The organism is Streptomyces sp. RLA123 (genome assembly GCF_056270165.1).
In genome coordinates, this window is the sequence record NZ_JBWDOR010000003.1 from 5,398,605 (window position 1) to 5,421,708 (window position 23,104).

Annotated in this window: 22 protein-coding genes, 3 tRNA genes and 1 pseudogene; 15 read left to right on the forward strand and 11 right to left on the reverse strand. The window is 72.3% G+C overall.

The genetic code is table 11. The features are described 5' to 3' along the window. Positions 1 to 178 precede the first annotated feature (178 nt). A complete protein-coding gene (locus RV983_RS24580) occupies positions 179 to 376 on the reverse strand; it encodes an antitoxin (RefSeq protein WP_389242559.1) in 198 nt (65 codons plus the stop codon). Positions 377 to 495: 119 nt separating this feature from the next. Beyond that, positions 496 to 1,164, reverse strand: a complete 669-nt coding sequence (locus RV983_RS24585) for a SanA/YdcF family protein (RefSeq protein WP_475987895.1) — start codon at positions 1,162 to 1,164, stop codon at positions 496 to 498. A 71-nt stretch (positions 1,165 to 1,235) separates the two neighbouring features. On the opposite strand from RV983_RS24585, the gene RV983_RS24590 reads away from it, so the two are divergent. The 7 genes from RV983_RS24590 (at position 1,236) to RV983_RS24620 (ending at position 9,593) form a co-directional block, all read left to right on the forward strand. Next, on the forward strand, positions 1,236 to 1,664 hold the full coding sequence (locus RV983_RS24590; protein ID WP_475990443.1) for a gamma-glutamylcyclotransferase family protein: 429 nt from the start codon (positions 1,236 to 1,238) through the stop codon (positions 1,662 to 1,664). A 113-nt stretch (positions 1,665 to 1,777) separates the two neighbouring features. After that, on the forward strand, positions 1,778 to 2,668 hold the full coding sequence (locus RV983_RS24595; RefSeq protein WP_475987896.1) for a sirohydrochlorin chelatase: 891 nt from the start codon (positions 1,778 to 1,780) through the stop codon (positions 2,666 to 2,668). A gap of 36 nt (positions 2,669 to 2,704) precedes the next feature. Then, positions 2,705 to 4,012, forward strand: coding sequence for a deoxyguanosinetriphosphate triphosphohydrolase (locus tag RV983_RS24600; RefSeq protein ID WP_475987897.1), 1,308 nt, complete (start codon positions 2,705 to 2,707; stop codon positions 4,010 to 4,012). Positions 4,013 to 4,174: 162 nt separating this feature from the next. Further along, complete coding sequence (locus tag RV983_RS24605) at positions 4,175 to 5,437, forward strand: NAD(P)/FAD-dependent oxidoreductase (protein WP_475987898.1); 1,263 nt, start codon at positions 4,175 to 4,177, stop codon at positions 5,435 to 5,437. Between the two features lie 30 nt (positions 5,438 to 5,467). Then, on the forward strand, positions 5,468 to 5,920 hold the full coding sequence (locus RV983_RS24610) for a GNAT family N-acetyltransferase (RefSeq protein WP_475987899.1): 453 nt from the start codon (positions 5,468 to 5,470) through the stop codon (positions 5,918 to 5,920). Between the two features lie 31 nt (positions 5,921 to 5,951). Beyond that, the gene (dnaG, locus tag RV983_RS24615) at positions 5,952 to 7,865 is read left to right on the forward strand and encodes a DNA primase (protein WP_475987900.1); all 1,914 of its coding nucleotides are present in this window, start codon (positions 5,952 to 5,954) and stop codon (positions 7,863 to 7,865) included. 399 nt (positions 7,866 to 8,264) lie between these two features. Beyond that, positions 8,265 to 9,593 (forward strand): RNA polymerase sigma factor, encoded by a 1,329-nt coding sequence (locus RV983_RS24620; RefSeq protein WP_475987901.1) that lies wholly within the window; start codon positions 8,265 to 8,267, stop codon positions 9,591 to 9,593. A gap of 80 nt (positions 9,594 to 9,673) precedes the next feature. Here the strand turns inward: RV983_RS24620 and RV983_RS24625 are convergent, their stop codons facing one another. The 4 genes from RV983_RS24625 to RV983_RS24640 form a co-directional block, all read right to left on the reverse strand. Continuing rightward, the gene (locus tag RV983_RS24625) at positions 9,674 to 11,599 is read right to left on the reverse strand and encodes an ABC transporter ATP-binding protein (RefSeq protein ID WP_475990444.1); all 1,926 of its coding nucleotides are present in this window, start codon (positions 11,597 to 11,599) and stop codon (positions 9,674 to 9,676) included. Between the two features lie 26 nt (positions 11,600 to 11,625). Next, positions 11,626 to 13,368, reverse strand: coding sequence for an ABC transporter ATP-binding protein (locus tag RV983_RS24630; RefSeq protein WP_475987902.1), 1,743 nt, complete (start codon positions 13,366 to 13,368; stop codon positions 11,626 to 11,628). Between the two features lie 102 nt (positions 13,369 to 13,470). Continuing rightward, positions 13,471 to 14,925 carry an FGGY family carbohydrate kinase gene (locus RV983_RS24635; protein WP_475987903.1) on the reverse strand — a complete coding sequence of 485 codons (1,455 nt, stop codon included), beginning with the start codon at positions 14,923 to 14,925 and terminating at the stop codon, positions 13,471 to 13,473. A 63-nt stretch (positions 14,926 to 14,988) separates the two neighbouring features. Next, positions 14,989 to 15,288 carry a YtxH domain-containing protein gene (locus RV983_RS24640; protein WP_475987904.1) on the reverse strand — a complete coding sequence of 100 codons (300 nt, stop codon included), beginning with the start codon at positions 15,286 to 15,288 and terminating at the stop codon, positions 14,989 to 14,991. Between the two features lie 180 nt (positions 15,289 to 15,468). Between RV983_RS24640 and RV983_RS24645 the strand changes: the two genes are divergently transcribed. The 3 genes from RV983_RS24645 (at position 15,469) to RV983_RS24655 (ending at position 15,867) form a co-directional block, all read left to right on the forward strand. Next, positions 15,469 to 15,541: transfer RNA gene (locus tag RV983_RS24645), tRNA-Asn, on the forward strand. Positions 15,542 to 15,555: 14 nt separating this feature from the next. Next, positions 15,556 to 15,628 (forward strand) — tRNA-Asn (locus tag RV983_RS24650). 165 nt (positions 15,629 to 15,793) lie between these two features. After that, a tRNA-Ile gene (locus tag RV983_RS24655) sits at positions 15,794 to 15,867 on the forward strand. Between the two features lie 74 nt (positions 15,868 to 15,941). Here the strand turns inward: RV983_RS24655 and RV983_RS24660 are convergent. Further along, positions 15,942 to 16,286: pseudogene (locus RV983_RS24660) on the reverse strand (site-specific integrase); the annotation flags it as partial. A gap of 674 nt (positions 16,287 to 16,960) precedes the next feature. Here RV983_RS24660 and RV983_RS24665 point away from each other — a divergent pair. The 4 genes from RV983_RS24665 to RV983_RS24680 all read left to right on the forward strand — a co-directional run bounded on the left by RV983_RS24665 (position 16,961) and on the right by RV983_RS24680 (position 18,270). Further along, entirely contained in the window at positions 16,961 to 17,164 is a 204-nt protein-coding gene (locus RV983_RS24665) for a hypothetical protein (protein ID WP_475987905.1), read from the forward strand. 121 nt (positions 17,165 to 17,285) lie between these two features. Beyond that, positions 17,286 to 17,504, forward strand: coding sequence for a PLDc N-terminal domain-containing protein (locus RV983_RS24670; RefSeq protein WP_475987906.1), 219 nt, complete (start codon positions 17,286 to 17,288; stop codon positions 17,502 to 17,504). A gap of 317 nt (positions 17,505 to 17,821) precedes the next feature. Beyond that, complete coding sequence (locus tag RV983_RS24675; protein WP_475987907.1) at positions 17,822 to 17,950, forward strand: hypothetical protein; 129 nt, start codon at positions 17,822 to 17,824, stop codon at positions 17,948 to 17,950. Positions 17,951 to 18,024: 74 nt separating this feature from the next. Then, complete coding sequence (locus tag RV983_RS24680; RefSeq protein ID WP_475987908.1) at positions 18,025 to 18,270, forward strand: hypothetical protein; 246 nt, start codon at positions 18,025 to 18,027, stop codon at positions 18,268 to 18,270. A 91-nt stretch (positions 18,271 to 18,361) separates the two neighbouring features. Here RV983_RS24680 and RV983_RS24685 read toward each other — a convergent pair whose 3' ends face one another. Further along, entirely contained in the window at positions 18,362 to 18,787 is a 426-nt protein-coding gene (locus RV983_RS24685) for a hypothetical protein (RefSeq protein ID WP_475987909.1), read from the reverse strand. Between the two features lie 366 nt (positions 18,788 to 19,153). Beyond that, positions 19,154 to 19,312 (reverse strand): hypothetical protein, encoded by a 159-nt coding sequence (locus RV983_RS24690; protein ID WP_475987910.1) that lies wholly within the window; start codon positions 19,310 to 19,312, stop codon positions 19,154 to 19,156. Between the two features lie 208 nt (positions 19,313 to 19,520). On the opposite strand from RV983_RS24690, the gene RV983_RS24695 reads away from it, so the two are divergent. Continuing rightward, complete coding sequence (locus RV983_RS24695; protein ID WP_475987911.1) at positions 19,521 to 20,435, forward strand: NmrA family NAD(P)-binding protein; 915 nt, start codon at positions 19,521 to 19,523, stop codon at positions 20,433 to 20,435. Positions 20,436 to 20,478: 43 nt separating this feature from the next. On the opposite strand, the gene RV983_RS24700 is transcribed toward RV983_RS24695, so the two are convergent. Continuing rightward, positions 20,479 to 21,102 carry a hypothetical protein gene (locus RV983_RS24700; RefSeq protein WP_475987912.1) on the reverse strand — a complete coding sequence of 208 codons (624 nt, stop codon included), beginning with the start codon at positions 21,100 to 21,102 and terminating at the stop codon, positions 20,479 to 20,481. Beyond that, positions 21,099 to 22,814, reverse strand: a complete 1,716-nt coding sequence (locus tag RV983_RS24705) for a PHP domain-containing protein (RefSeq protein WP_475987913.1) — start codon at positions 22,812 to 22,814, stop codon at positions 21,099 to 21,101. The genes RV983_RS24700 and RV983_RS24705 overlap by 4 nt, the downstream gene beginning before the upstream one ends. Positions 22,815 to 23,104: the final 290 nt, after the last annotated feature.

Consider the following 23,104-nt stretch of genomic DNA (forward strand, 5'->3'; position numbering starts at 1 on the left):
GCCGGTTCACGTGGGGGGGGGGGGCACAAGACCGGTGCCGCTGTTCGCGCCCGTGACGGCGGCGATGCGGCCGCCCGGATCGGGTCTGCCGTTCGCGGTCCTGGCCATGGCAGCCGGCGCGGGGCCGGCGCGGGGCCGCCGCGCGCCGCCGGAAGCGGGCGCGGCGGCCCTCCGGCTGTCAGGAGTGGGGAGGCCGGTTCTCGCCCGAGTCGCCCGTGCCGTACTCGTCGCTCAGCTTGTCCTGGGCGGTGTCGACCTGGCGCTGGTACTTGCCGCCGGTCCTCTCGTCGAGCGTGTCGCCACCCTTGTCGATGCCCTTCTGGGCCTGACTCTCGTGGCCCTTCAGCTTGGCCTTGATCTTGTCCAACATGGACATCGCTGTCCTCCTTGCCGTGAGCTGGCACTCCTCCCAGCATCACCGCCCCGCCGAAGATCCGCATCCGGAGCCGCACCCAATGCCGCAGGTGGGGAGCGGTTCAGCGGGCCCCGCGGCACTCATCGCAGTGCCCGTGCGACGCCCTGCTCCCGGGGTCCGAGGAACCGCGGGTCCGGGGTGAGGACGGCGTCGACGGCGGCCTTGGCGGCGCCGGCGATCTCGCGGGCCCCGCCGTAGTACCAGGTGACGTCGCGGGGTTCGTCGACGCCGATCCCGTACGCGTCGATGCCCGCGGCGCCGCACAGCGCGAGCGCCCGGCGGATGTGGAAGCCCTGGCTGACCAGGAGCGCGTGGTCGACGCCGAAGATGCGCTTGGCGCGGGTGCAGGAGTCCCAGGTGTCGAAGCCGGCGTAGTCCAGCACGACCTTCGCGCGGGGGACGCCGTGCGCGGCGAGGTAGGCGCGCATGGCGGTCGGCTCGTCGTAGTCGGTACGGCTGTTGTCGCCGGTGACGAGGACCGCCCGCACCCTCCCGGCGGCGTACAGGGCCGAGGCCGCGTCGAGCCGGTGGGCCAGATACGGCGAAGGCTCGCCGTTCCACAGCCCGGCGCCGAAGACGACCGCGACCGGCTCGGCGGGAGCGTCGGCCAGGGTGCGGACCCGTGGGTCCGAGTCGAGTTGGAGCCATGTGGCGGGCAGCAGCGCCAGCACGCACACCGCCACCGCAGCGCGCAGCAACCGCCGCTTGCCCCGTCTGGACCTGGGCAGCCGTGCCGCCAGGGCCCTCACTCCCGTCCGTGCTTTCTTGCGCAAACGCTTCACGCCCGAGTCGACGCCGCCCACGTCCCTGCGGTTCCATGATGATCGTGCGAGACGACCACTCCCGCCTCCCGTTCTTCGTGTACGGGACCTTGCGGCCCGGCGAGATCAACCACTCCTGGCTGCTGCGCGGCCGCATCGTCACCGAGACCCCGGCCGTGCTCCACGGCGCCCTGCTGTTCGACGGCCCGGGCTACCCCTACGCCGTGCCCGACGCGCGCGGCCACATCCAGGGCGATGTCGTGCAGCCCGTCGACGACCTCTACGAGGACGTACTCGCCGACCTCGACCGGCTGGAGGAGTACACGCCCGGCGCGGCCGGCAATCTCTACGAACGCGTCGTCCGCGATGTCCGCACCTACGCCGGCCAGACGCTCCCCGTCTGGGTGTACCTCGCCGCGCCCGCCCACGAACGCGACCTGCGCGCCTCCGGCCGCCCCATCCACGGCGGCGACTGGAAACACCGCTGACCCCGCTGAACCGGAGGTCCGGAGGCGGGCGGTGGCGGGCGGAAAACCCGCCGCACACGCCGCCGTCATGTCCGTGCAACGGCACCGCAACCCCGCGTGGGCACACTCGCCGCATGACGGCACTGGAACCCCCGCTCCACGGCGTTGACGGACCGGACCGTTTCGACAGCACGCAACAGCTCCTGGCCCTGATCACCGCGCAGCTCAGCAGCCAGTTGTCGCGGGTGACGCTGAACGGGTCCGGCCGGCCCCCGGCGCTGGTGGTCGTCGCGCACGGCAGCCGCGACCCCGGGTCGCCGCGGACGGCGCACGCGCTGGTGGACGCGGTCAGGGCGCTGCGGCCCGGTCTGACGGTGCGTCTCGGCCATCTGGAACTCGACGAGCCGCTGCTCGACGACACCCTTGCCGCGCTGCGCGGGGCTGCCGTGCTGGTCCCGCTCATGCCGGCGCACGGCCACCACGTCACCGCCGGCATCCCGCGGGTCCTGGCCCGCGCCGCGCACCTCGGTGGCCGGATCGCCGCGCCGCTGGGGCCGCACGCGCTGCTGGCGGAGGCGCTGCACGACCGGCTGACCGAGGCCGGCTGGCGCGTCCCGCGGCCGCAGGCCGCGCACCGAGCGGCGGTCGTGCTGGCCGCCGCCGGATCGAGCGACCCGCGGTCGGCGCGGGACACGGCGCGCACCGCGGCCCTGTTGCAGGCGCGGCTGGGCGGCGGGGTCCCGGTGGTCCCGGCGTACGCGACCGCCGGGCCCGGTGTCGCCGACGCCGTGCGCGAGCTGGCCGCGGCAGGCCGCCGCGACGTCGCCGTGGCCTCGTGCTTCGCCGCGCCCGGCCGTTTCGCCGCCGCCGCGGCGGCCGCCGCGCCCGGCATCGCCGCCGCGCCGCTGGGCGCCCACCCGTCGGTGGCGGCGCTGGTGCTGCACCGCTACGACCAGGCACTGTCCGTCCTCGACGGTCGCGCCGGAGACCACGTCACCGCCTCGACCCGGCTGGCCACGGCGTAGGCACCGGCGCGGTGCCCCGCCGGATACTGTCGCCGTATGGACCCGAACCACCAGGCAGCGGACGAGTACGCCCCCTACAGCGAGGCCGACACCGAGCGCTTTGTGTCCGAGCCCGACAAGCGGCCCGGCCGCACCTCGTTCCAGCGGGACCGCGCGCGCATGCTGCACTCGGCCGGGCTGCGCAAGCTCGCCGGCAAGACCCAGGTGGTGGACCCGGTCGACGACGAACGGGCGATCAACAGCAGCCCGCGCACCCGGCTCACCCACAGCCTGGAGTGCGCCCAGGTCGGCCGGGAGCTCGGTGCCGCGCTCGGCTGCGACCCGGACCTGGTGGAGACCGCCTGCCTGGCGCACGACATCGGCCACCCGCCCTTCGGCCACAACGGCGAGATGGTGCTCGCCGAGGTGGCCCAGGACTGCGGGGGCTTCGAGGGGAACGCGCAGAGCCTGCGCATCATCACCCGCCTGGAGCCCAAGCGCTTCGCGCACGCCGACGACGGCACCCTGGTCAGCGTCGGCCTCAACCTCACCCGAGCGGCCCTGGACGCCGCCACCAAGTACCCCTGGCCCCGCGGCGGCCATCCCACGCAGCAGGGCAGTCCCAAGTTCGGGGTGTACGAGGACGACCTGCCGGTCTTCGCGTGGCTGCGCAGTACCGCCCCGGCGGACCGCCCGTACGGGCAGTGCTTCGAGGCCCAGGTCATGGACTGGGCGGACGACGTGGCGTACTCCGTCCACGACGTCGAGGACAGCCTGCACGCCGGTCACCTGGACCCGGCCGTGCTGCTCGCCGAGCCCGAGCGGCGCGAGATCTTCGCCGTGGCCGCCGGGCGCTACGCGCCGGGCGCCGCCGAGGACGAACTCGCCGAGGCCCTGGACCGGTTGCTGGACATGGAATGGTGGCCGCACGGCTTCGACGGCTCGGCCATCGCGCAGGCCCGGTTGAAGGACGCCACCTCGCAGCTCATCGGCCGGTTCTGCCTCGCCGCCGAGCGCGCCACCCGGGACGCCTACGGCACCGGCCGGCTCACCCGCTACCGCGCCCAGCTGGTCGTCCCGCGCGAGCAGCGGCTGGAGTGCGCGGTGCTCAAGGCGGTCGCGGACCGCTACGTGATGCAGCGCGAGGCGCAGGAGCGGCGGCGCGCCCAGCAGCGGGTGGTGATCGGCGAGCTGGCAGAGGCGCTGCTCGCGCGGGCGCCCGAGGGGCTGGACCCGCAGTTCCGCGGGATGTTCGACGCGGCCAAGGACGACCGGGCCCGCAAGCGGGCGGTCGTCGACCAGATCGCCTCCCTCACCGACTCCGCGGCGACCGCCTTGCACGCCCGGCTCACCGCCACGCGGTGAGCCCCTGGCGGGCCCCCGGCCGCCCCCTGGAGTGCGTCCGGGATATGCCCGCCCCGGCGCGGCACTCTTCCCGTGGGCCGTGCCGTGCGGGACGCTCACATGACTGGCAATTGCCAGAGGGAGGGCACCCGGGCACCCGAGGGACTTTCAGGGAGGCGCACAGTGGTGGACGCAGACCAGACATTCGTCATCGTCGGGGCGGGACTCGCGGGGGCGAAAGCGGCCGAGACGCTTCGCTCCGAGGGGTTCACCGGCCGCGTGATACTGATCGGGGACGAGCGCGACCACCCGTACGAGCGCCCGCCGCTGTCCAAGGGGTTCCTCCTGGGCAACGAGGAGCGCGACTCGGTCTTCGTCCATCCCGCGGCCTGGTACGCCGAGCACGACGTGGAGCTCCACCTCGGCCAGCCGGTCACCGGCCTGGACCGGGCCGCCAAGCGCATCGCGCTCGGTGACGGCACCTCCATCCCGTACGACAAGCTGCTGCTGGCCACCGGGGCCGAGCCGCGCCGGCTGGACATCCCCGGCACCGATCTCGCGGGCGTGCACCACCTGCGCAGGCTCGCGCACGCCGAGCGGCTGAAGAACGTGCTGACCACCCTCGGCCGGGAGAACGGTCACCTGGTCATCGCCGGGGCGGGCTGGATCGGGCTCGAGGTCGCGGCGGCCGCCCGGGGCTACGGCGTCGAGGTCACCGTGGTGGAGGCACAGCCGTGCCCGCTGCACTCGGTGCTCGGCCCCGAGCTGGGCGAGGTCTTCGCGGACCTGCACCGCGAGCACGGCGTGCGGTTCCACTTCGGCGCCCGGCTCACCGAGATCATCGGCCAGGACGGCATGGTGCTGTCCGCCCTCACCGACGACGGCGAGGAGCATCCCGCCCACGACGTGCTCGCCGCCATCGGCGCCGCGCCGCGCACCGCCCTCGCCGAGGCCGCAGGGCTCACCCTCGCCGACCGCGCGGCCGGCGGCGGCATCGCGGTCGACGCGTCACTGCGCACCTCCGACCCCGACATCTTCGCGGCGGGTGACGTCGCCAACGCCGAACACCCGTTGCTGGGAGGCCGGTTGCGGGTAGAGCACTGGGCGAACGCGCTGAACAGCGGGCCGGTGGCGGCGCGCGCGATGCTGGGGAAGGAGGTGAGCTACGACCGCGTCCCGTACTTCTTCACCGACCAGTACGACCTGGGCATGGAGTTCTCCGGGCACGCCGCCCCGGGCACGTACGACCAGGTGCTGGCCCGCGGCGACGTCGGCAAGCGGCAGTTCATCGCCTTCTGGCTGCGCGAGGGCCAGGTGCTGGCCGGGATGAACGTCAATGTGTGGGACGTCACCGACAGCATCCAGAAACTCATCCGCTCCGGCCGCCGGGTCGACGCCGAGGCGCTGGCCGACCCCACGGTGCCGCTGAACTCCCTCCTGGAATGAGCGCGGGCACGGTCGCCTAGCATGGTCTCCATGGAGTTCCGTACCGCTGTCGTGCCCGTCGAGGAGATCTTCGATCTTCGCTGGACCGTGCTGAGGCCGGGACTCCCGCGTGAATCCGCGATCTTCATCGAGGACGGCCACCCGGCCGCGTTCCACATGGCGGGCTACGACGGCGACGGGGCCCTCGCCCCGATCGTGACATGTGTCACGCTCTTCCCCGAGCGGCTGCCGGGGCACCACGAGGCCGCGTACCGCATCCGCGGCATGGCCACCGCCGCCGAGGCGCGAGGCCGCGGTCTGGGCTCCGCCCTGCTGGGCGCGGCCCTGGCGGAGGCCCGGGAGCGCGGTGCGGAGCTGGTCTGGTGCAACGGCCGCACCTCGGCCCGCGGCTTCTGGGAGGGCCAGGGTTTCACGGCGGTGGGTGACGAGTTCGTCCTGCAGCCCGCGGGCCCGCACTACCTGTTCGTCGCCAAGCTGGTCTGACCGCGCGCGGGTGGCGCCGTAGAATCTCCGTGTGGCAGGGCGGATCAGGGACGAGGACGTCAAGGCGGTGCGGGACGCGGTCCCGATCGACGCCGTCGTCTCGGAGTACCTGCAGCTCAGGAACGCCGGCGGAGGCAATCTCAAGGGCCTGTGCCCCTTCCACGACGAGAAGTCCCCCTCCTTCCAGGTGAGCCCCAGCAAGGGGCTGTACCACTGCTTCGGCTGCCAGGAGGGCGGCGACACCCTCGACTTCGTGATGAAGGTCGACCACCTGTCCTTCTCCGAGGCCGTCGAGCGGCTGGCCGCCGTCGCCGGGATCACCCTGCGGTACGAGGACGGCGGCTACACGCCCGGCCGCCAGCAGGGCGAGCGCATCCGCCTCATCGAGGCGCACAAGGCCGCCGCGCAGTTCTACGTGGAGCAGCTCGGCGGCGCCGAGGCCGAGATCGGCCGGAAATTCCTCGCCGAGCGCGGCTTCGACCAGGCGGCGGCCGAGCACTTCGGCGTCGGCTACGCCCCGGCCGGCTGGGACCACCTGGTGCGCTTCCTGCGCGGCAAGGGCTTCAGCGACCGTGAGCTGATCGTCTCCGGCCTGGCCAGCGAGAGCCGTCGCGGCGGGGCGATCGACCGCTTCCGCGGCCGGCTGATCTGGCCGATCCGCGACATCACCGGCGAGGTCATCGGCTTCGGTGCGCGCAGGCTCCGCGAGGACGACACGGGGCCGAAGTATCTCAACACGCCCGAGACGCCGATCTACAAGAAGTCGCAGGTCCTGTACGGCATCGACCTGGCCAAGAAGGAGATCGCCCGCACCAGCCGGGCCGTCGTCGTCGAGGGCTACACCGACGTCATGGCCTGCCACCTCGCCGGCGTCACCACCGCCATCGCGACCTGCGGCACCTCCTTCGGCGGCGACCACATCAAGATCCTGCGCCGGCTGCTGATGGACAACGCCAACGCCGAGGTGGTCTTCACCTTCGACGGCGACGACGCCGGCCAGAAGGCCGCCCTGCGCGCCTTCGAGGACGACCAGAAGTTCGCCGCCGAGACCTCCATCGCGATCACGCCCGGCGGCATGGACCCGTGCGACCTGCGCCTGGCCGAGGGCGACGCGGCCGTGGAGCGGCTGGTCGACTCCCGTACGCCGCTGTTCGCGTTCGCCCTGCGCTCGGCGGTGGCCCGCTACAACCTGGAGACCGCCGAGGGCCGCGCCTCCGCGCTGGAGGCGGGCGCGCCCATCGTCGCCGGCATCAAGAACTCCGCCATCCAGCACGAGTACGCCGTCCAGCTCGCCGGCATGCTGGGCATCCTGGACACCCAGTTCGTCGTGCGCCGGGTGAGTCAACTCGCCCGCTGGCAGCGCGAACGCCGCCAGTCCGGGGCGGGACCCGCGGGGCCCCGCACGGCACGGCCCTCGGCGGCCCAGGCCGGCCCCGCCGCGCCCGCGGGCCCCCGCGGCCCGCGGCTTGACATGCGCAGCCCCGCCCAGCGCGTCGAGCGTGAGCTGCTGAAACTCGCCCTCCAATACCCGGAGTTGGTCTCGCCCGCGTTCGACGCGTACGGCGAGGACGAGTTCACCGCCCCGCCCTACGTCGCCGTGCGCCGAGCCATCATCGAGGCGGGCGGCGCCGAGTCCGCCGACGCGCAGTTCCTGACCCGGGTCCGCGACGTCGCCCCGGACGACACCGTGCGCTCGCTGGTCACCGAGCTCGCCGTGGAGCCCGTCCAGCACAAGACCCCCGAGGTCTACGCCGGCAAGATCCTCGTCGACGTACGCCGCCAGGCCGTCGCCCGCCGCCTCGCCCAGCTCAACGCCGACCACACCCGGCTCACCGCCCAGGGCCCGCGCGCCGACCAGGACCAGCTCACGGCGATCGGCGGCGAGCTGTGGGCCCTCCAGCAGTACGACCACCGCCTGCGCGAACAGGGCGCCGCCGCGCTGTAGCCGCCGCGGGCGTCCGGAGGGACGCACGCAGCACCACTGGCGGGGAGACGCGCCTGCCCCTCGCGCCGAGGGGGCCAAGTGCAGCCGACCGGGGTGCGGAGGCTCTTGGCGGCCGCGCCCGGAGCGCAGGGCCACGGCGACCCGTCGGCACGCGGCTGCCCCGGGCGGCCCCTCGGGCGGCCCGCAGCGATGCCGCATCGGCGCGGGCCGGCAGGTCCCGGCGGTGCTTCCCGGCGACATCCCGCAGGCCGTCCGCCTCACCGGGGCACGTCCGGCCCGGGAAGGTCCCGCCGCGCCGCGCTGCGGTGTGATCGCCGCGTCGCCCTCGGTCACATCCGCCCGGAAAAAGCGGCGCACGACCCTCGTGGGCTCGGTGTGCCGTACGCCACACTGGGGGCGGTGCAAGAGTCCTCGGAGCGCGGAATTCCGGGAGGCGCCGACGCCGGCGCCCAGGGAGTACCGCTGACGGCGAACTCCCGGACGGGCCGCGGCGAGGGCGCCGCAACCGTTCCGCTGTCGCGCGCCTCCGAGCCCGTGGTTGCGCTCACCGTGGAGGTCGCTCCCGTGCAGATCCAGGCCCTTACATCCCCGGCCCGTGTGACGGACGACCTGCTGGAACGGGTCCCGGAGCAGCATCACGCCGCCCTGCACCCGGAAGGCGCCGCCGCGCCCGGTACGGACCCCGGGGCGTCGCTGGAGCAGGACCCGGAGGCCGGCCCGGAGGCGGACCCGGACCCCGAATCGGACCAGGACCCGGACCCCGACTCGGAGCCCGACGACCCGGGCCCGGTACGGCCGTTCAGGGAGGAAGTGGCGGGGCCGTCCGCCGACCTGTTCCGGCAGTACCTGCGGGAGATCGGCCGCATACCCCTGCTCACCGCCGTCGAGGAGGTCGAACTCGCCCGCCGGGTCGAGGCGGGCCTGTTCGCCGAGGAGAAACTGAGCAGCACCCCGGATCTCGACTCGCGGCTCGCCGTCGATCTGGACCGCCTGGTCGTCCTCGGCCGGATGGCCAAGCGCCGGCTCATCGAGGCCAATCTCCGCCTCGTCGTCTCCGTCGCCAAGCGCTACATCGGCCGCGGCCTGACCATGCTCGACCTGGTGCAGGAGGGCAATCTCGGCCTGATCCGCGCCGTGGAGAAGTTCGACTACGCCCGCGGCTACAAGTTCTCCACCTACGCGACCTGGTGGATCCGCCAGGCCATGAGCCGCGCCCTGGCCGACCAGGCCCGCACCATCCGCGTCCCGGTGCACGTGGTGGAGCTCATCAACCGCGTCGTCCGTGTCCAGCGCCGGCTGCTCCAGGAACGCGGCTACGAGCCCGGCAACGAAGAGGTCGCCGCCCACCTCGACATCCCGCCCGAGCGCGTCGCCGAGGTCCTGCGTCTCGCCCAGGAGCCCGTCTCCCTGCACGCCCCCGTGGGCGAGGAGGACGACGTCGCCCTCGGGGACCTCATCGAGGACGGCGACGCCGCCTCGCCCGTGGAGTCCGCCGCCTTCCTGCTCCTGCGCGAGCACCTGGAGGCCGTTCTGTCCACCCTCGGCGAGCGCGAACGCAAGGTCGTCCAGCTGCGCTACGGCCTCGACGACGGCCGTCCGCGCACCCTGGAGGAGATCGGCCGCATCTTCGGCGTCACGCGCGAGCGCATCCGCCAGATCGAGTCCAAGACCCTCAACAAGCTCCGCGACCACGCCTTCGCCGACCAGCTCCGCGGCTACCTGGACTGATCGCCACCCCGCCCTGACACAACGGAAGGACCCCCGGCGAGCGCTCCGCCGGGGGTCCTTGTGCGCTCGCCGTGCCGCGGTCAGTCGACCTCCGCGACCGCCTGGGCGAACTGCGCCGCGTACAGCCGCGCGTAGGCGCCGTTCTTGAGCAACAGCTCCTCGTGGGTGCCCTGTTCGACGATGTCGCCGCTCTCCATGACGAGGATGACGTCCGCGTCGCGGATCGTGGAGAGCCGGTGGGCGATCACGAAGCTGGTACGGCCGTGGCTGAGCCGGGCCATCGCCCGCTGGATCAGCACCTCGGTGCGGGTGTCGACCGAGCTGGTCGCCTCGTCGAGGACGAGGATGACCGGATCGGACAGGAACGCCCGCGCGATGGTGATCAGCTGCTTCTCGCCGGCGCTGACGCCCGTGCCCTCGTCGTCGATGACGGTGTCGTAGCCGTCCGGGAGGGTGCGGATGAAGCGGTCGGCGTGCGCGGCGCGCGCGGCCTCCTCGACCTCCTCGCGGCTGCTGCCGTCGGTGCCGTACGCGATGTTCTCCGCGATCGTGCCGCCGAACAGCCAGGTGTCCTGGAGCACCATGCCGATACCGGACCGCAGTTCCGCCCGGGACATGGTCGCGATGTCGGTGCCGTCCAGCGTGATCCGGCCGCCGGTGACCTCGTAGAACCGCATCAGCAGATTGACCAGGGTGGTCTTGCCCGCGCCGGTCGGGCCGACGATGGCCACGGTGTGACCGGGCTCGACGGCCAGTGACAGGTCGTCAATGAGGGGCTTGTCGGGCTCGTAGCGGAAGGCGACGTCCTCGAAGCGGACCTCGCCGCGCAGTTCCTTGCGCAGGCTCAGCGTCTTCGGGTCGGCGCTCTGCTCCGGCGCGTCGAGGAGTTCGAAGACCCGCTCGGCGGACGCCACGCCGGACTGCACCAGGTTGGACATGCTCGCCACCTGGGTCAGCGGCTGGCTGAACTGCCGGGAGTACTGGATGAACGCCTGCACGTCGCCGATGGACAGCGCGCCGCTGGCCACCCGCAGACCGCCGACGACCGCCACCAGGATGTAGTTGATGTTGCCGATGAACATCATCGCGGGCTGGATGATGCCGGAGATGAACTGCGCCCGGAATCCCGACTCGTAGAGCGCATCGTTCTGCTCGCGGAAGGCCTGCGCCGACTCCTCCTGGCGGCCGAAGACCTTCACCAGGGTGTGCCCGGTGTACATCTCCTCGATATGGGCGTTGAGCTTGCCCGTGATCCGCCACTGCGCGACGAACTGCGGCTGCGCGCGCTTGCCGACGGCGGTGGCGACCACCACCGACAGCGGCACCGTGACCAGGGCCACCAGCGCCAGCAGCCACGAGATGGAGAACATCATCGCCAGCACGCCCACGATCGACAGCAGCGCGAAGATGATCTGGCCCAGCGTCTGCTGCATCGTCTGGCCGATGTTGTCGATGTCGTTGGTGGCCCGGCTCAGCACCTCGCCGCGCGGCTGCTGGTCGAAGTACGACAGCGGCAGCCGGGCCAGCTTCTCCTCGACGTCGCGGCGCAGCCGGTAGATCGAGCGCTGGATGATCCGGGTGGCCAGCCGGCCCTGGACGATCGCGAAGACCGCGGCGGCCGCGTAGACCGCGACGGCGATCAGCAGCACATGGCCCACCGCGCCGAAGTCGATGCCGTGGCCCGGGGTGAAGTCGATGGACCGGAGCAGGTCGGCGACGGTGTCGTTGCCCTGCTGCCGCAGGTGCGCGATCGCCGTGGCCTTGTCGCTTCCGGCGGGTATGGACCGGCCGATCACGCCCGCGAAGATCAGGTCGGTGGCACGGCCCAGGATGCGCGGGCCGACGACGTTGAGGCCGACGCCCAGCGTCGTGCAGGCCAGCATCGCGTACAGCAGGGTGCGTTCGGGGCGCATCAGCCCGAGCAGGCGCTTGCCCGAGCCCTTGAAGTCCATGGAGCGCTCGGTGGGCTGTCCGCCCATGAAGCGCATCGGTCCCGCCGCCGGCATCGGCCCGCGGCGGGGTGTGGGGACGCTCACGCGGCCTCCTTCTCGGTGAGCTGGGAGAGCACGATCTCCCGGTACGTCGGATTGCCGTCCATCAGCTCGTGATGGGTGCCGGTGCCCACGACCCGGCCCTCGTCGAGGACGACGATGCGGTCGGCGTCGCGGATCGTGCTGACCCGCTGGGCGACGATCACGACCGTGGTCTGCGCCGTCTGCCGGGTCAGCGCGCGCCGCAGGGCGGCGTCGGTCGCGTAGTCCAGCGCCGAGAAGGAGTCGTCGAACAGATAGATCAGCGGTTTGCGGACCAGGGCCCGGGCGATCGCCAGGCGCTGGCGCTGACCGCCGGAGACGTTGGTGCCGCCCTGGGCGATGGGGGCGTCGAGCCCGGAGCCGTCCTCGGCCAGCCGCTCCACGAAGTCTCGTGCCTGCGCGGTCTCCAGGGCCTGCCACAGCTCCTCGTCGGTCGCCTCCGGGTTGCCGTAGCGGAGGTTGGAGGCGACGGTGCCGGAGAAGAGGTACGGCTTCTGCGGGACGAGGGCGACGGTCTCGGCGAGCTCCACCGGATCCAGTTCGCGGACGTCGACCCCGTCGATCAGCACGCGGCCGCCCGTGGCGTCGAACAGCCGCGGCACCAGCCCCAGCAGGGTGCTCTTGCCGCTGCCGGTGGAGCCGATCACCGCAGTGGTCTCACCGGGCCGGGCGATCAGGCCGACGGCGTGCAGCACCTCGGCCTCGGCTCCCGGGTACTTGAAGTCGGCGGCGCGCAGCTCCAGCTCGCCGCGGCGCACCGGCAGCCGTACGGGCTGCGCGGGCGGCACGACGCTGGTCTCGGTGCCCAGCACGTCCTCGATGCGCTCGGCGCAGACCTCCGCGCGGGGCACCATCATCACCATGAAGGTCGCCATCATGATCGACATCAGGATCTGCATGAGATAGCTGATGAACGCGGTGAGCGCGCCGATCTGCATGCCCCCGCTGTCGATGCGGTGTGCGCCGAACCACAGGACGGCGACGCTCGTGAGGTTCACCACGGCCATCGCGACGGGGAACATCAGCGTCATCGTCCGGCCCGCGCGCAGCGAGACATCGGTCAGTTCGTCGTTGGCCTTGCCGAAGCGCTGCTGCTCGAAGTCGTCCTTCACGAAGGCCCGGATGACCCGGATGCCGGTGATCTGCTCGCGCAGGACCCGGTTGACCGTGTCCAGCCGCTGCTGCATCGAGCGGAACAGGGGGCGCAGCGTCCGTACGAGCAGCACGATCAGCACCGCCAGTACGGGCACGACCGCGAGCAGCAGGGAGGACAGCGGCACGTCCTGGCCGAGCGCCATGATGATGCCGCCGAAGCACATGATCGGGGCCGTGACCATCAGCGTGAAGGTCATCAGCACCAGCATCTGGACCTGCTGCACGTCATTGGTCGAGCGGGTGATCAGCGACGGGGCGCCGAACTGCCCGACCTCGCGCGCGGAGAAGAGCTGCACCCGGTCGAAGACCGCGGCGCGGATGTCCCGGCCGACGGCCATGGACGTACGGGCGCCGAAGAAGGTGGCGCCGACGGAGCAGGCGAGCTGCACGAGGGTGACGGCGAACATGATGCCGCCGAGCTTCAGGATGTAGCCCGTGTCCCCCTTCACGACACCGTTGTCGATGATGTCGGCGTTGAGGGTGGGCAGGTAGAGCATGGCGATGGTCGCCACGAGCTGGAGGACCACGAGCACGGCTATGGGGCGCCGGTACGGGCCCAGGTGGGAGCGGAGGAGTCGGATCAGCACGACCGCTGACCCTATAGTCCGAAGGTTGCCACGGGCACCCGGTTTACCGGGGTATTCCTCACACCCGGACAAACCCTGACGCACCCGCGTGCGCCCGGGGGATCAGCCCCCGAACGCCCCCGGATGCGTCTGCTCACGCACCGCGACGAACTGCTGCCGCACCGAGTGCCCGATCGCCCCGTCATCCGGCCCGGCGTCGACGACCGTGTACTCCGTCTGCTGCCAGTACGGGGGCTGCTCGCGCGAGCCCTTCCCCTCCGCCACCGCCAGCGCCCAGGCCGCCTGCCGGGCCGCGCCCAGCGCCGCGTACTCCGCAGGCGGCGGGATCACGATCTGCGCGCCCAGCAGCGCAGGGGCCATGGACCGCACCGCCGGCAGATCGCCCGCGGGGCCCAGCAGGAAGATCCGGCGCACCTCAACCCCCCGGCCGCGCAGCACGTCGAGCGCGTCCGCGAGCCCGCACAGCATGCCCTCGAAGGCCGCCCGCGCCAGGTGTTCGGGCTTCATGCTCTCGCGCCGGAGCCCGGTGAGGGTGCCCGCGGTGTGCGGCAGGTCGGGGGTGCGCTCGCCCTCCAGATAGGGGAGCAGCACCATTCCGTACGACCCCGGCGTGGAGCGCAGCGCCAGTTCCGACAGGCCCGCGAGGTCGGTGCCCAGCAGATCGGCGGTGCCACGCAGCACCCGTACGGCGTTGCGGGTGTGCAGCATCGGAAGATGGCGCCCGGTCGCGTCCGCGAAGGAGGTGATCGTGCCGGACGGGTCGTTCAGCGCCTGGTGGTGCACCGCGAAGACGGTGCTCGAGGCGCCCAGCGACACCACCGCGTCGCCCGGCCCGACACCCAGCCCGAGCGCCGCCGCCATGTTGTCCCCGGTGCCGGCCGAGATCAGCAGCCCCTCGGGGGTGCGCCCGGCGGGCTGGGCGGGTGCCAGCACCTCGGGCAGCGCCACCTGGTGGCCGAGCGCCCGCTCCACGATGTCGGTGCGGTACCGGCCGGTCGCCGCCGACCAGTAGCCGGTGCCGGAGGCCTCGCCGCGGTCGGTGGTCCGCCGCTGCGGCCGGCCCATCAACTGCCAGACGAGCCAGTCGTGGGGGAGCAGCACCTCGGCGGTGCGCTGGGCCGCGGCCGGCTCGTGCTGCGCCATCCAGCGCAGCTTGACCACCGGGTACGCCGCCTGCGGCACCGCCCCGACCGCCTCCGCCCAGCCGCCCTGGCCGCCCAGTTCCTCAGTGAGGTCGGCGGCCTGTATCTGCGCCCGTTTGTCGTTCCGCAGCAGCGCGGGCCGCACCAGGGCGCCGCCGGCGTCCAGCGCCAGCATGCCGTGCTGCTGCCCCGACACGCCGATCGCCTGGACGCCTTCCAGCATCCCGCTCTTGGCCGCCTCGCCGAGCGACAGCAGCCACGCCTCCGGATCGATCTCCGTCAGCGCCCCGGCGCCCTCCGCCCCCTGCACCGGATGCGGGGCATGGCTCTGCCGGAGCACGGCCCCGCTGTCCGCGTCGCATACGACCACGGTCGTGCCGACGCTCGAGCTGTCGATCCCCGCCACAATCCCCATGCGTCGCATCATGCCGTACGTGCCCCGGCCGCGGCACAACCGGGCGGAGCCGGTTCCGTGCCGTCAGGTGTTGCTGGTGCCCCAGTCGTCCTGGGCCTTGCCGTTGCCCCCGCGCAGCCGGCGCACCCGGTCGGCCACCGCGGGCGGCAGCCGGTCGCCGACCTTCGCCGACACCGCGTCCACGGCCTTCACGGCCGCCTCGCGCCCGGTCTGCCCGGCGGTCTCCACGGTGTTGCGCACCGCGGGGTTCTGGGCGAGCCGTTGCGCGCCCTTGCGCAACTGCTCGTAGCGCTCGCGGCCGGCCCGCGCCCCGAGCACGTACCCGACGGCGACCCCGCTGATGAACGTCAGTCGGTAGCGCATGGCTCCACCCTCTCGTGGGTCCTCAGGGGCTGTGTTCCGCGCCTACCCGCTGTGGCCTGCGGACAACCGCGGCGTTACCGGTTGGCGGAGCACCCCCCACCTTGCGCTAATGTATGTGTCGCAGCGAGCGCACGCCGTCCGGGATGCCGGAAACGGGTACATTCGGTGCAAGCGGAGCAATCCCCTGTAGCTCAATTGGCAGAGCAGCCGGCTGTTAACCGGCAGGTTACTGGTTCGAGTCCAGTCGGGGGAGCTCGCGCAAGTCTTTCCCCTGTAGCTCAATTGGCAGAGCAGCCGACTGTTAATCGGCAGGTTACTGGTTCGAGTCCAGTCGGGGGAGCGGTGATCAAGGACTCCTTCGGGGGTCCTTTTTCGTATGCGGGAACCGATCGCCAGGTGATCGAGGTCTCCCAGGTGGTGCGTCTGTGACCCGCGAGGGCGACAGATCGTATGAGCAGCTATGCTGCGGCAGACGGCGTGCACGACACGTGAAGGCGCGCCGTACGGGGCGGTAGCTCAGCCGGTTAGAGCAGCGGACTCATAATCCGCCGGTCGTGGGTTCGAGTCCCACCCGCCCCACCCTGGGCGGCAGGTCGGCAATCCAGCCGGCCTGCGCCAAGCCCCTCAAACTGGTTGAGGCCAGGGCCGGATGCTCACTCGCCCGGGATCTCCTGCGTGAGCGATGCGTGAGCGGGCGTCCCAACGGCCGCCTCACGGCGCGCCCGAGGAGCCGGCGCAGCCGCCTTCTCCGCGATCTCCCCGTCCAACTGGGGCAGATGGCTCGTCCAGGTCTCGGACGTCAGCTGGATCGTCGTGTGCCGCAGCGCCTCCTTCACCGCGTGGATGTCATCGCCACCCGCGTGCACCAGAGTTGCCGCCACATGGCGCAAGTCCCGCAGATCGATCGGCAACAAGTCCGCGTCCCGGCACAGCCGGCGGAACACGTCCGACACCTCCTCCGGGTGAAGCCAACCCCCGAGCTCCGTCACGAAGACCCTCGACAGCAAGGTCCTCGCCGACGAACACGCCGACCACGCCGAGCACGAAGTCCGGCTGCGCCGCCCAGAGGGAACCCGCTGGCCCCTCCCGACGCCGGCGCCCTCGCGGGTATCGCCGGTGCCGCGGCCGGCCTCGGCCGAGCGGGCACGCTCCAAATCACCTGCTTGCAGCCGGATTTGGGGGAGGGGGCCCACGTGATGAAGGACCTCGTTCGGCCATGAGGGATGCCATTCGCGCATCATTGCCCGTTCATGACGAAAGCGCCCCGCTGTCCACGGGCGGCGGGGCGCTTTCGTGCGTTCCGGGTCCTGCGTGGCTACTGCGGGTATCTCTGCTCGGTCAACGACGGCCTCGTGCGCATGTCCGAGTCCCCCTCGGGACCAGGCGGCCGCGTCGTGTACTGCGCCGACCGGAAGATCTGCGACAAGCGCAAGCGCTGCCGAGAGTGCCCCCCCGCCTCCGACGCAGACCGTCACGGGGGGCGGACGGCAACGAGCCCCCGCCAGGTGCCACGCGGCGGGGGCTTCGTCATGCCTGCATGACGGAAGGCTTCGCCCAGGGGGGGTGGGGCGAAGCCTTCCTGCATCCAACACTAGCGCGCAACCGATCTTGGTGACGGCAGGCTCCGCGGCACCAGGATGCGCCTCCATCCGACGCGGGTCATCCTGGGCAAATGGATCACCGCGTGATCGTCATGCCGGTCTCGCCCGGCGGCGGCCGGCAGGTACGCGTGGAGGAAGAGATCCTCGGCGTGGCCTTCAATGCGAGGGACCTCCTGGAGTTCCTCCGGCGCGCCGGCCTCGACCCTGACACCGTCGACGTCACCGACCCCGAGCTCATCGACTGGCGCGACGACGGACCAGCCGCCTGGACGTGACCGCCGTCGGGCATGCCAGAGGGTCCTGTCCGCTCTTTCGCAAGCCAGCTACCATGTCGGGCAGTGAGGCCAGGCCGTGCCGCACACAGGCGGGCAAGCGCCGTTGCATACGAGGTATCCCATGTCGTCACTGCTGGTCACAGTGATTTACCTGATCATCGCGGCGCTGTATGTCTACGCCCTGGTCGACTGCATCAGGACCCCCGAAGCGCACATGCGATTCCTGCCGAAGGTGGGCTGGCTGATCGTCTTGATCATGTTCCCGGTGCTGGGCGCCATCGGCTGGCGAAACCTGGGCAAGCGGTCCACCCGCGTTGAGGACCAGCCGTCCGCGGCCTGAGGCCGGTCACTCGCGGCGAAGGCCGGCCCCGCCACAGGACCGGCCTTCTGCTCTCACCACCCGAGCTGCCACCCCGACTGCCGTGGCCGCCAGGCGCGGAAGCTGCTCCCACCCGCCTGGTGGCGCCCTGCGTGCGGGTGTCCCGGCCTTCGGGCAGGCTCGGTTGCGGCGGGCTTCGCGCCTCCCCCTCAGCGAAGTCCGCGGCCCGAGTCGGCCCCCACCACAACGGCGTGGCGGGGGCCCGCTTCGTCCCCGCCCCCTTCGCGGCCCGGGCGCTGTCGCCGGGGCTGGGGTGAGGCACTGCCGTCATGCCGTCCGTGCCCATCACGATCGCCCTGGCGGTCGCGCTCGGTTTCGGCGCGCGTGCCGCCTGGCGAAGAGCCCTGGGCCGGGAGGGCGCTCTGCCCCTCGTCGACCGGCGCGCCTGGCGGGCCCGGCAGAAGTAGAGCCGGACGCTGGGGTGTTGACGAGCCGCATCCTCGTGATCGACGCCGCCGGCGGGCTGGCTAGGGTGCGCAGCATGAAATCCGTTCCCTGGACCCTTGCCGCCACCGTGCTCAGTGTCATGGCACTGTCGACCATCACGGGCATCGTCGTCACCCTGAGCAGGGGACTGTCGATCCAGACCGTCTGGGCGCTGCCCTTCTCGCTTGCCTGGCTGGTCGGGCTCGGCTTCGCGTCCCGGACCGTGTGGCGCAAGGCCCTGGGCCGCGACAAGGAACTGCCCGCCGGCACTTCGGAGGACTGGGAGGCCGGCGACCGCTGACCGGGGTGCGTGCGGCGGGTGTTGCGGCGGGCGGCTCCCCGGGTGAGCAGGGGAAGCCGCCGACCGGGCCGGTGCGCGGGCCGTGCGTGGGTCAGGACGTGCAGAGCGTTGTGCGCAGCGCCTCGTTGACGGCCTCGGCCTGCGCCTCGGTGACCTGGTGGTCGGCGGTGCCGAAGCGGGACTGGGCCGTGGACACCGCGTCGCCGCCGCCGCTGATGGTCGAGCACTGGTTGCGCGCGTTGGCGATCGCCTTGCCCGCGTCCTTGGTGAACGCCGGGTCGATCGCCTTCAACGCGGCCAGCAGGGCCGTGCGCTTGGTGCCGGTGGGCTCGTCCGGCAGCAGGTCGGCGATGTCGGGCACGGGGGAGCCGGCGGCCGTGGGGGAGGACGTCGGGACGGCGGTGGGTGCGGGGCTGTCCGCCGGCGTGCCGCTGTCGCCGCCGCCGGAGGTGCACGCGGTGAGCGCGAGCAGGAGGGCGGCGCCGGTGAGGACGGCGGCCGTGAGGTGAATTCGCATGCCCGGCATTGTGGCGGGACCGGGGCCTGCCCGGGCCGAGTCGGCGCATTCGTGCTGGGGCGGGGGCGCCGGGGCGTCCCCGGCGGCCGTCGCACCGGCGAGAGCTCGATCGCGTGGCCGATGTCGTCAGGGCGCAGGACGCGGAGGATGCCCCCAGGAGGTAGGAGTCGCCGTAGGGGACGGAGACCGTGGGGGGACGGATCACGCGGAGGCGAGGCAAGGGTTGCACGGGCGTTCATCGCGAAGTACATGTACGTGGCGTGGGTTTGCGTATGTGAACGGATGGGGCGACTGGCGTGCCGGTCGACGGCCGGACGTGGAACCGCCGGTGGCCGCGGCGCGCAACGGCGGGCGGCCACCGGCGGTTCACTCCGTTCTCGACGCCTTGTCAGCGGCCTCGGCCGCGCCGTCCTCGCGGCCGGTGGCGTAGACGCGCTGCACGAACTCGGCGGCGGTCGCCTGGTCGAGGTCGTCGGTGAGGCGCATCAGTTCGGTGGTGAAACGGATGATCGGGTTCTGGGCCATGCGTACAGGAGACCGCGTCGAGGGGCCCGCTGCCAATCGGCGATTCGCACTAATGTGCGGGACCTCGTCTGTGGGACCCCGCCGGACCGGGACACTCCCGCGTACGCCGTTGCCGGTCGTCGCGGGGTGCGACTGCGATCCTGTGGGTTCCGCACACCCGGGGAACATCCAGGGGACCCAGGGAACACCCACCGAAGAGGAGCAGGCGATGCCCGGAGAGCCGAGGATTCTCGTGACCGGCGCCGCGGGGAACGTGGGGGGCGTCGGCCGCACCGCGGTCGAGGTCCTGCGGGACCGCGGGTTCCCCGTGCGCGCGTTCGTCCGCCGCGAGGACGACCGTGCCGAGGCGCTGCGGGCCATCGGCGCCGAGGTGTTCGTCGGGGACCTGACCAGCACCGCGGATGTGGCCGAGGCGGTGCGCGACTGCACGCGGATGTACTTCGGGATGAGCGTGTCGGAGCAGTATCTCCAGGCCGCGCTGGTCGCGGCCGCCGTCGCCCGCGACTACGGCAGGCTCGACGTGCTGGTCAACATGTCGCAGATGACGGTCTCCCAGATGGATCTCACCGGCGGTTCCGACTCCCGCCAGCACCGGCAGCAGTGGCTGGTGGAGCAGGTCATGGACTGGTCCGGAGTTCCCGTCACGCAGGTCCGGCCGACCGCCTTCATGGAGAACCCGCTTCTCCTGGCGGCCGGTTTCGGCTCGATCACCCGGGACGGCACCATCCGCCTGCCCTTCGGCTCCGGCCGTACCTCGCCCGTCCTGGGGCGCGATGTCGGGGAGGCGGTCGCGGCGATCCTGGCGGACCCGGCGCCGCACATCGGGCAGGTCCGCGAGCTGACGGGGGCGGCCTCCCGCGACATGAACGCGATCGCGGCGGAGTTCTCCGAGGTGCTGGGACGGCCCGTCAGGTACGTCGACGTCCCCTACGAGGAGTGGGTGCAGAAGGATCTGGGCGCACTCGGGCTGCCGGAGCACGTCCTGCAGCATCTGTCCGTCATGGCACGGCTGCACGCGGAGAACCGCTACGACCGGGTGACCGGAGACCTGGAGCAGCTCATCGGCCGGCCGGCGTCCGGCGTCCGTGAGCTCGTCGGGGCCCACCCGGGGGTCTTCGCCTGACGTGTGCCCCGTCCCGGCCGGGGGCGGGACGGGGCACACGTACTCAGTGGTCGGCGCAGCAGGGCGTCGGGTTGGGCACCTCGAAGGGGGCGAGGCGCCCGCCGACCGCAGGGACCAGCGGCAGGACGAGCCGGCCGGCCCGCCACTCCGGTCGGACGTGGTCCCTGGTGAGGACCTCCACACCGGGCGCGGGCCGCTCGTCCGCCGGGGAGCCGAGGACCGTGAGCCCGGTGATGGGGGTGTGCGCGAGCACGTCGGCCACCGTGACCACCCCGGTGAGGTGTTCCACACCGGGGTAGACCACGGCGCGGCCGCCGGTACGGGCGGCGGCCTCCTCCGTGGCCTGGGTGGCCGCGGCGGCGAGCGGGGCCGGGCCGTGGGTGCGGCCGGCCAGATGCACGCCCCACGGCCTCGGTCCCGCCGGGTCCTCTTCCGCCGTGTCCGGCGCGGTCAGGGCTCGCCAGGCCGCCTCGGCGGCATGGTCCCCCGCCTCGTCCGGCAGGGTGAACGACACCGCCGTGTGCGGGGTGCCGGCGCGGATGAGGTGGGTGCAGGCGACCGTGCCCGCGGGAAGGCCGAGCCGGTCCACCAGATGCTGGATCAGGTGATCGGCCTCCCGCAGGCCGGCGGTTCCGGTGTCGACGCCGAGGACCGTGCGGTGTGTCACGCGGGCAGCACCCAGATCGGGTTGCTGTAGAACCACAGGTCACGCCACGGGTCGGCGTCGCCCACGACGTCGATCGCCGGACCGTGCGCGTCCACCGCGGCACCGTTCAGGCCGACGGCGCTGCGGTTGCCGTCCGTACCGCGCAGGCGGACGTACAGCGGGCGGTCGACGCGGCCGAGCGAGTGGCGCAGACGCACCGAGCCCATGGACTGGTTGACCTCGAAGGACGTCACGACCTTGGTGTTGGGCGCGGCGAGCGTGTCCTTGTCCGAGGCGCGGCCGGTGACGTCGCCCTGGATGACGTCGACGCGGGCGAGGGCGGGCACGAACTGCGCCCAGTTGGGGCCGTTCGCCAGGTCGATCTCGAGGATCAGGTCGACCTTGTCGCCGCGGCGGATGCGCAGCATGCCGCCGAGGGTCTGCTCGTCGCCGCCGGCCTTCAGACGGGCGTTGAGACCGCTGATCAGACCGCCGTGGTCGACCCAGACGCGGCCGTCGCGGATGCCGTCCATCACCGCGCGGTAGGAGAAGCTGACGGCGCCGACGTGGGTGCGGCTGTACTGGCCGGGCCAGAAGTCGCCGTCGGTGAGGCTGAGCGCGCCGCCGTAGACCGGGTCGTTGTACTTGCCGTTGGCGTTGAAGTCGCTGCCCGGGCCGCGCACCGCGTTGTCCGCGTACACGTTGTGCGAGTCGGAGTTGGCGGTGATCCACCACGGCTTGCCCTCGGCGAGCAGGCTGTCCCACAGACCGCCGACCGTGGCGGTCATCCAGTCGAAGCCGCCCCAGGTGCGGTAGCTCTCCAGGGGGTAGCCGAGCCAGGACTGGGCGCTCGGGCTGTTGTCGTAGCCACCGCGGCCGGAGCCGGGGCCCTGCGGGGCGCGGATGCCGGTGGCCTGGTGGCCGGGGGCACCCTCCATGCCGACCGCGATGGACGGCTGGGCGTCGCGCCAGGCGCGGATCTCGTGCGGGGAGTCCAGGCCCTTGCGGGCCGGGTGGTTGGCCAGGAACAGCGCGTCGCGGACCCTGCGCTGGTCGACGGCGTCGGCGAGGAAGTCCAGGCCCGCGATGGCCAGCGCCTCGTTGGCCGGGGTGTTGTCCGTGGCGCCCTTGACCGCGCCGTCGAAGGAGTTCTCGAACTCCTTCAGCACCGCGACCTCGTTCGCGCCGGGGTGCACGAAGACGGTGCCGTGCTCGGCCGCCGGGATGTTCCACTCCAGGCCCTGGAAGACCAGGGTGTCCTCGATCGCGTCACGGGCGGCGACGATGTCGGGGTTGACCTTCTCCACACCGATCTTGGCGTGCTGCTCGCTGCCGTGGTCGGTGATGACCATCCAGTCCAGGCCGTTGCCGTTGGCGTGCCGGACGTGGTCGACGACGCGGTACTTCCCGTCGGAGCTGTACTGGGTGTGGATGTGGTGGTCACCGGCCAGCCACAGGAAGTCGCCGTTCCAGGTGCCGCTGCGGCCCGTCTTCTCGTCCGCGAAGGCGGGCGTCGCGCCCGCGGCCGCGCCGGCGAGCACGCTGCTCGCGGCCAGGCCCGCGCCGAGCAGGCCGGTGCGCCGCAGCATCCCGCGGCGGGACAGCTGGTTCGGCGTCAGTTCTTGGTCGGGTACGGACATGTCCAGCGCGGGCGGCAGCGACTGCGTGGCGTCGCCGTGCTCGTGGTGGTGTCCGTGGCTGTGGTCGTGTCCGTGGTGGTGGCCGTGGCCCATGTTTTCGCCCCTTGCTCTGAGCGCCGGTCCGCGCTGGTAGGAGACGTGCAGGAAGAGAGCCTGCGGAGGCCGGATGAATTCTTCGGACCGGCAAGGTGGAGGAGAGAGTTACGCCGCATGTGATCCGGGTCGCTTGTTCCGGAACGCGTCAGTTCGTCGTGGAGTCGACGACTGAGGAGCGGTCAGTTCTGGGTACGGCCCTTGCGCGAACGCGCGTTGGAGGTGTGCACCGCGCCTGCGTCCATTGCGTCCATGGGCGTCCCGCCGTGCGGGGGGACGCCGGGGCCCGG

What these genes read in the sequence shown, in the direction of transcription:
- RV983_RS24680 (WP_475987908.1), top strand. Translation starts at nt 18,025, where the DNA reads ATGAAATCCGTTCCCTGGACCCTTGCCGCCACCGTGCTCAGTGTCATG.
- RV983_RS24625 (WP_475990444.1), bottom strand. Translation starts at nt 11,599, where the DNA reads ATGCCGGCGGCGGGACCGATGCGCTTCATGGGCGGACAGCCCACCGAG.
- RV983_RS24595 (WP_475987896.1), top strand. Translation starts at nt 1,778, where the DNA reads ATGACGGCACTGGAACCCCCGCTCCACGGCGTTGACGGACCGGACCGT.
- RV983_RS24635 (WP_475987903.1), bottom strand. Translation starts at nt 14,925, where the DNA reads ATGGGGATTGTGGCGGGGATCGACAGCTCGAGCGTCGGCACGACCGTG.
- RV983_RS24695 (WP_475987911.1), top strand. Translation starts at nt 19,521, where the DNA reads ATGCCCGGAGAGCCGAGGATTCTCGTGACCGGCGCCGCGGGGAACGTG.
- RV983_RS24600 (WP_475987897.1), top strand. Translation starts at nt 2,705, where the DNA reads ATGGACCCGAACCACCAGGCAGCGGACGAGTACGCCCCCTACAGCGAG.
- RV983_RS24580 (WP_389242559.1), bottom strand. Translation starts at nt 376, where the DNA reads ATGTCCATGTTGGACAAGATCAAGGCCAAGCTGAAGGGCCACGAGAGT.
- RV983_RS24705 (WP_475987913.1), bottom strand. Translation starts at nt 22,814, where the DNA reads ATGGGCCACGGCCACCACCACGGACACGACCACAGCCACGGACACCAC.
- RV983_RS24665 (WP_475987905.1), top strand. Translation starts at nt 16,961, where the DNA reads ATGGATCACCGCGTGATCGTCATGCCGGTCTCGCCCGGCGGCGGCCGG.
- RV983_RS24610 (WP_475987899.1), top strand. Translation starts at nt 5,468, where the DNA reads ATGGAGTTCCGTACCGCTGTCGTGCCCGTCGAGGAGATCTTCGATCTT.
- RV983_RS24690 (WP_475987910.1), bottom strand. Translation starts at nt 19,312, where the DNA reads ATGGCCCAGAACCCGATCATCCGTTTCACCACCGAACTGATGCGCCTC.
- RV983_RS24670 (WP_475987906.1), top strand. Translation starts at nt 17,286, where the DNA reads ATGTCGTCACTGCTGGTCACAGTGATTTACCTGATCATCGCGGCGCTG.
- RV983_RS24685 (WP_475987909.1), bottom strand. Translation starts at nt 18,787, where the DNA reads ATGCGAATTCACCTCACGGCCGCCGTCCTCACCGGCGCCGCCCTCCTG.
- RV983_RS24590 (WP_475990443.1), top strand. Translation starts at nt 1,236, where the DNA reads ATGATCGTGCGAGACGACCACTCCCGCCTCCCGTTCTTCGTGTACGGG.
- RV983_RS24640 (WP_475987904.1), bottom strand. Translation starts at nt 15,288, where the DNA reads ATGCGCTACCGACTGACGTTCATCAGCGGGGTCGCCGTCGGGTACGTG.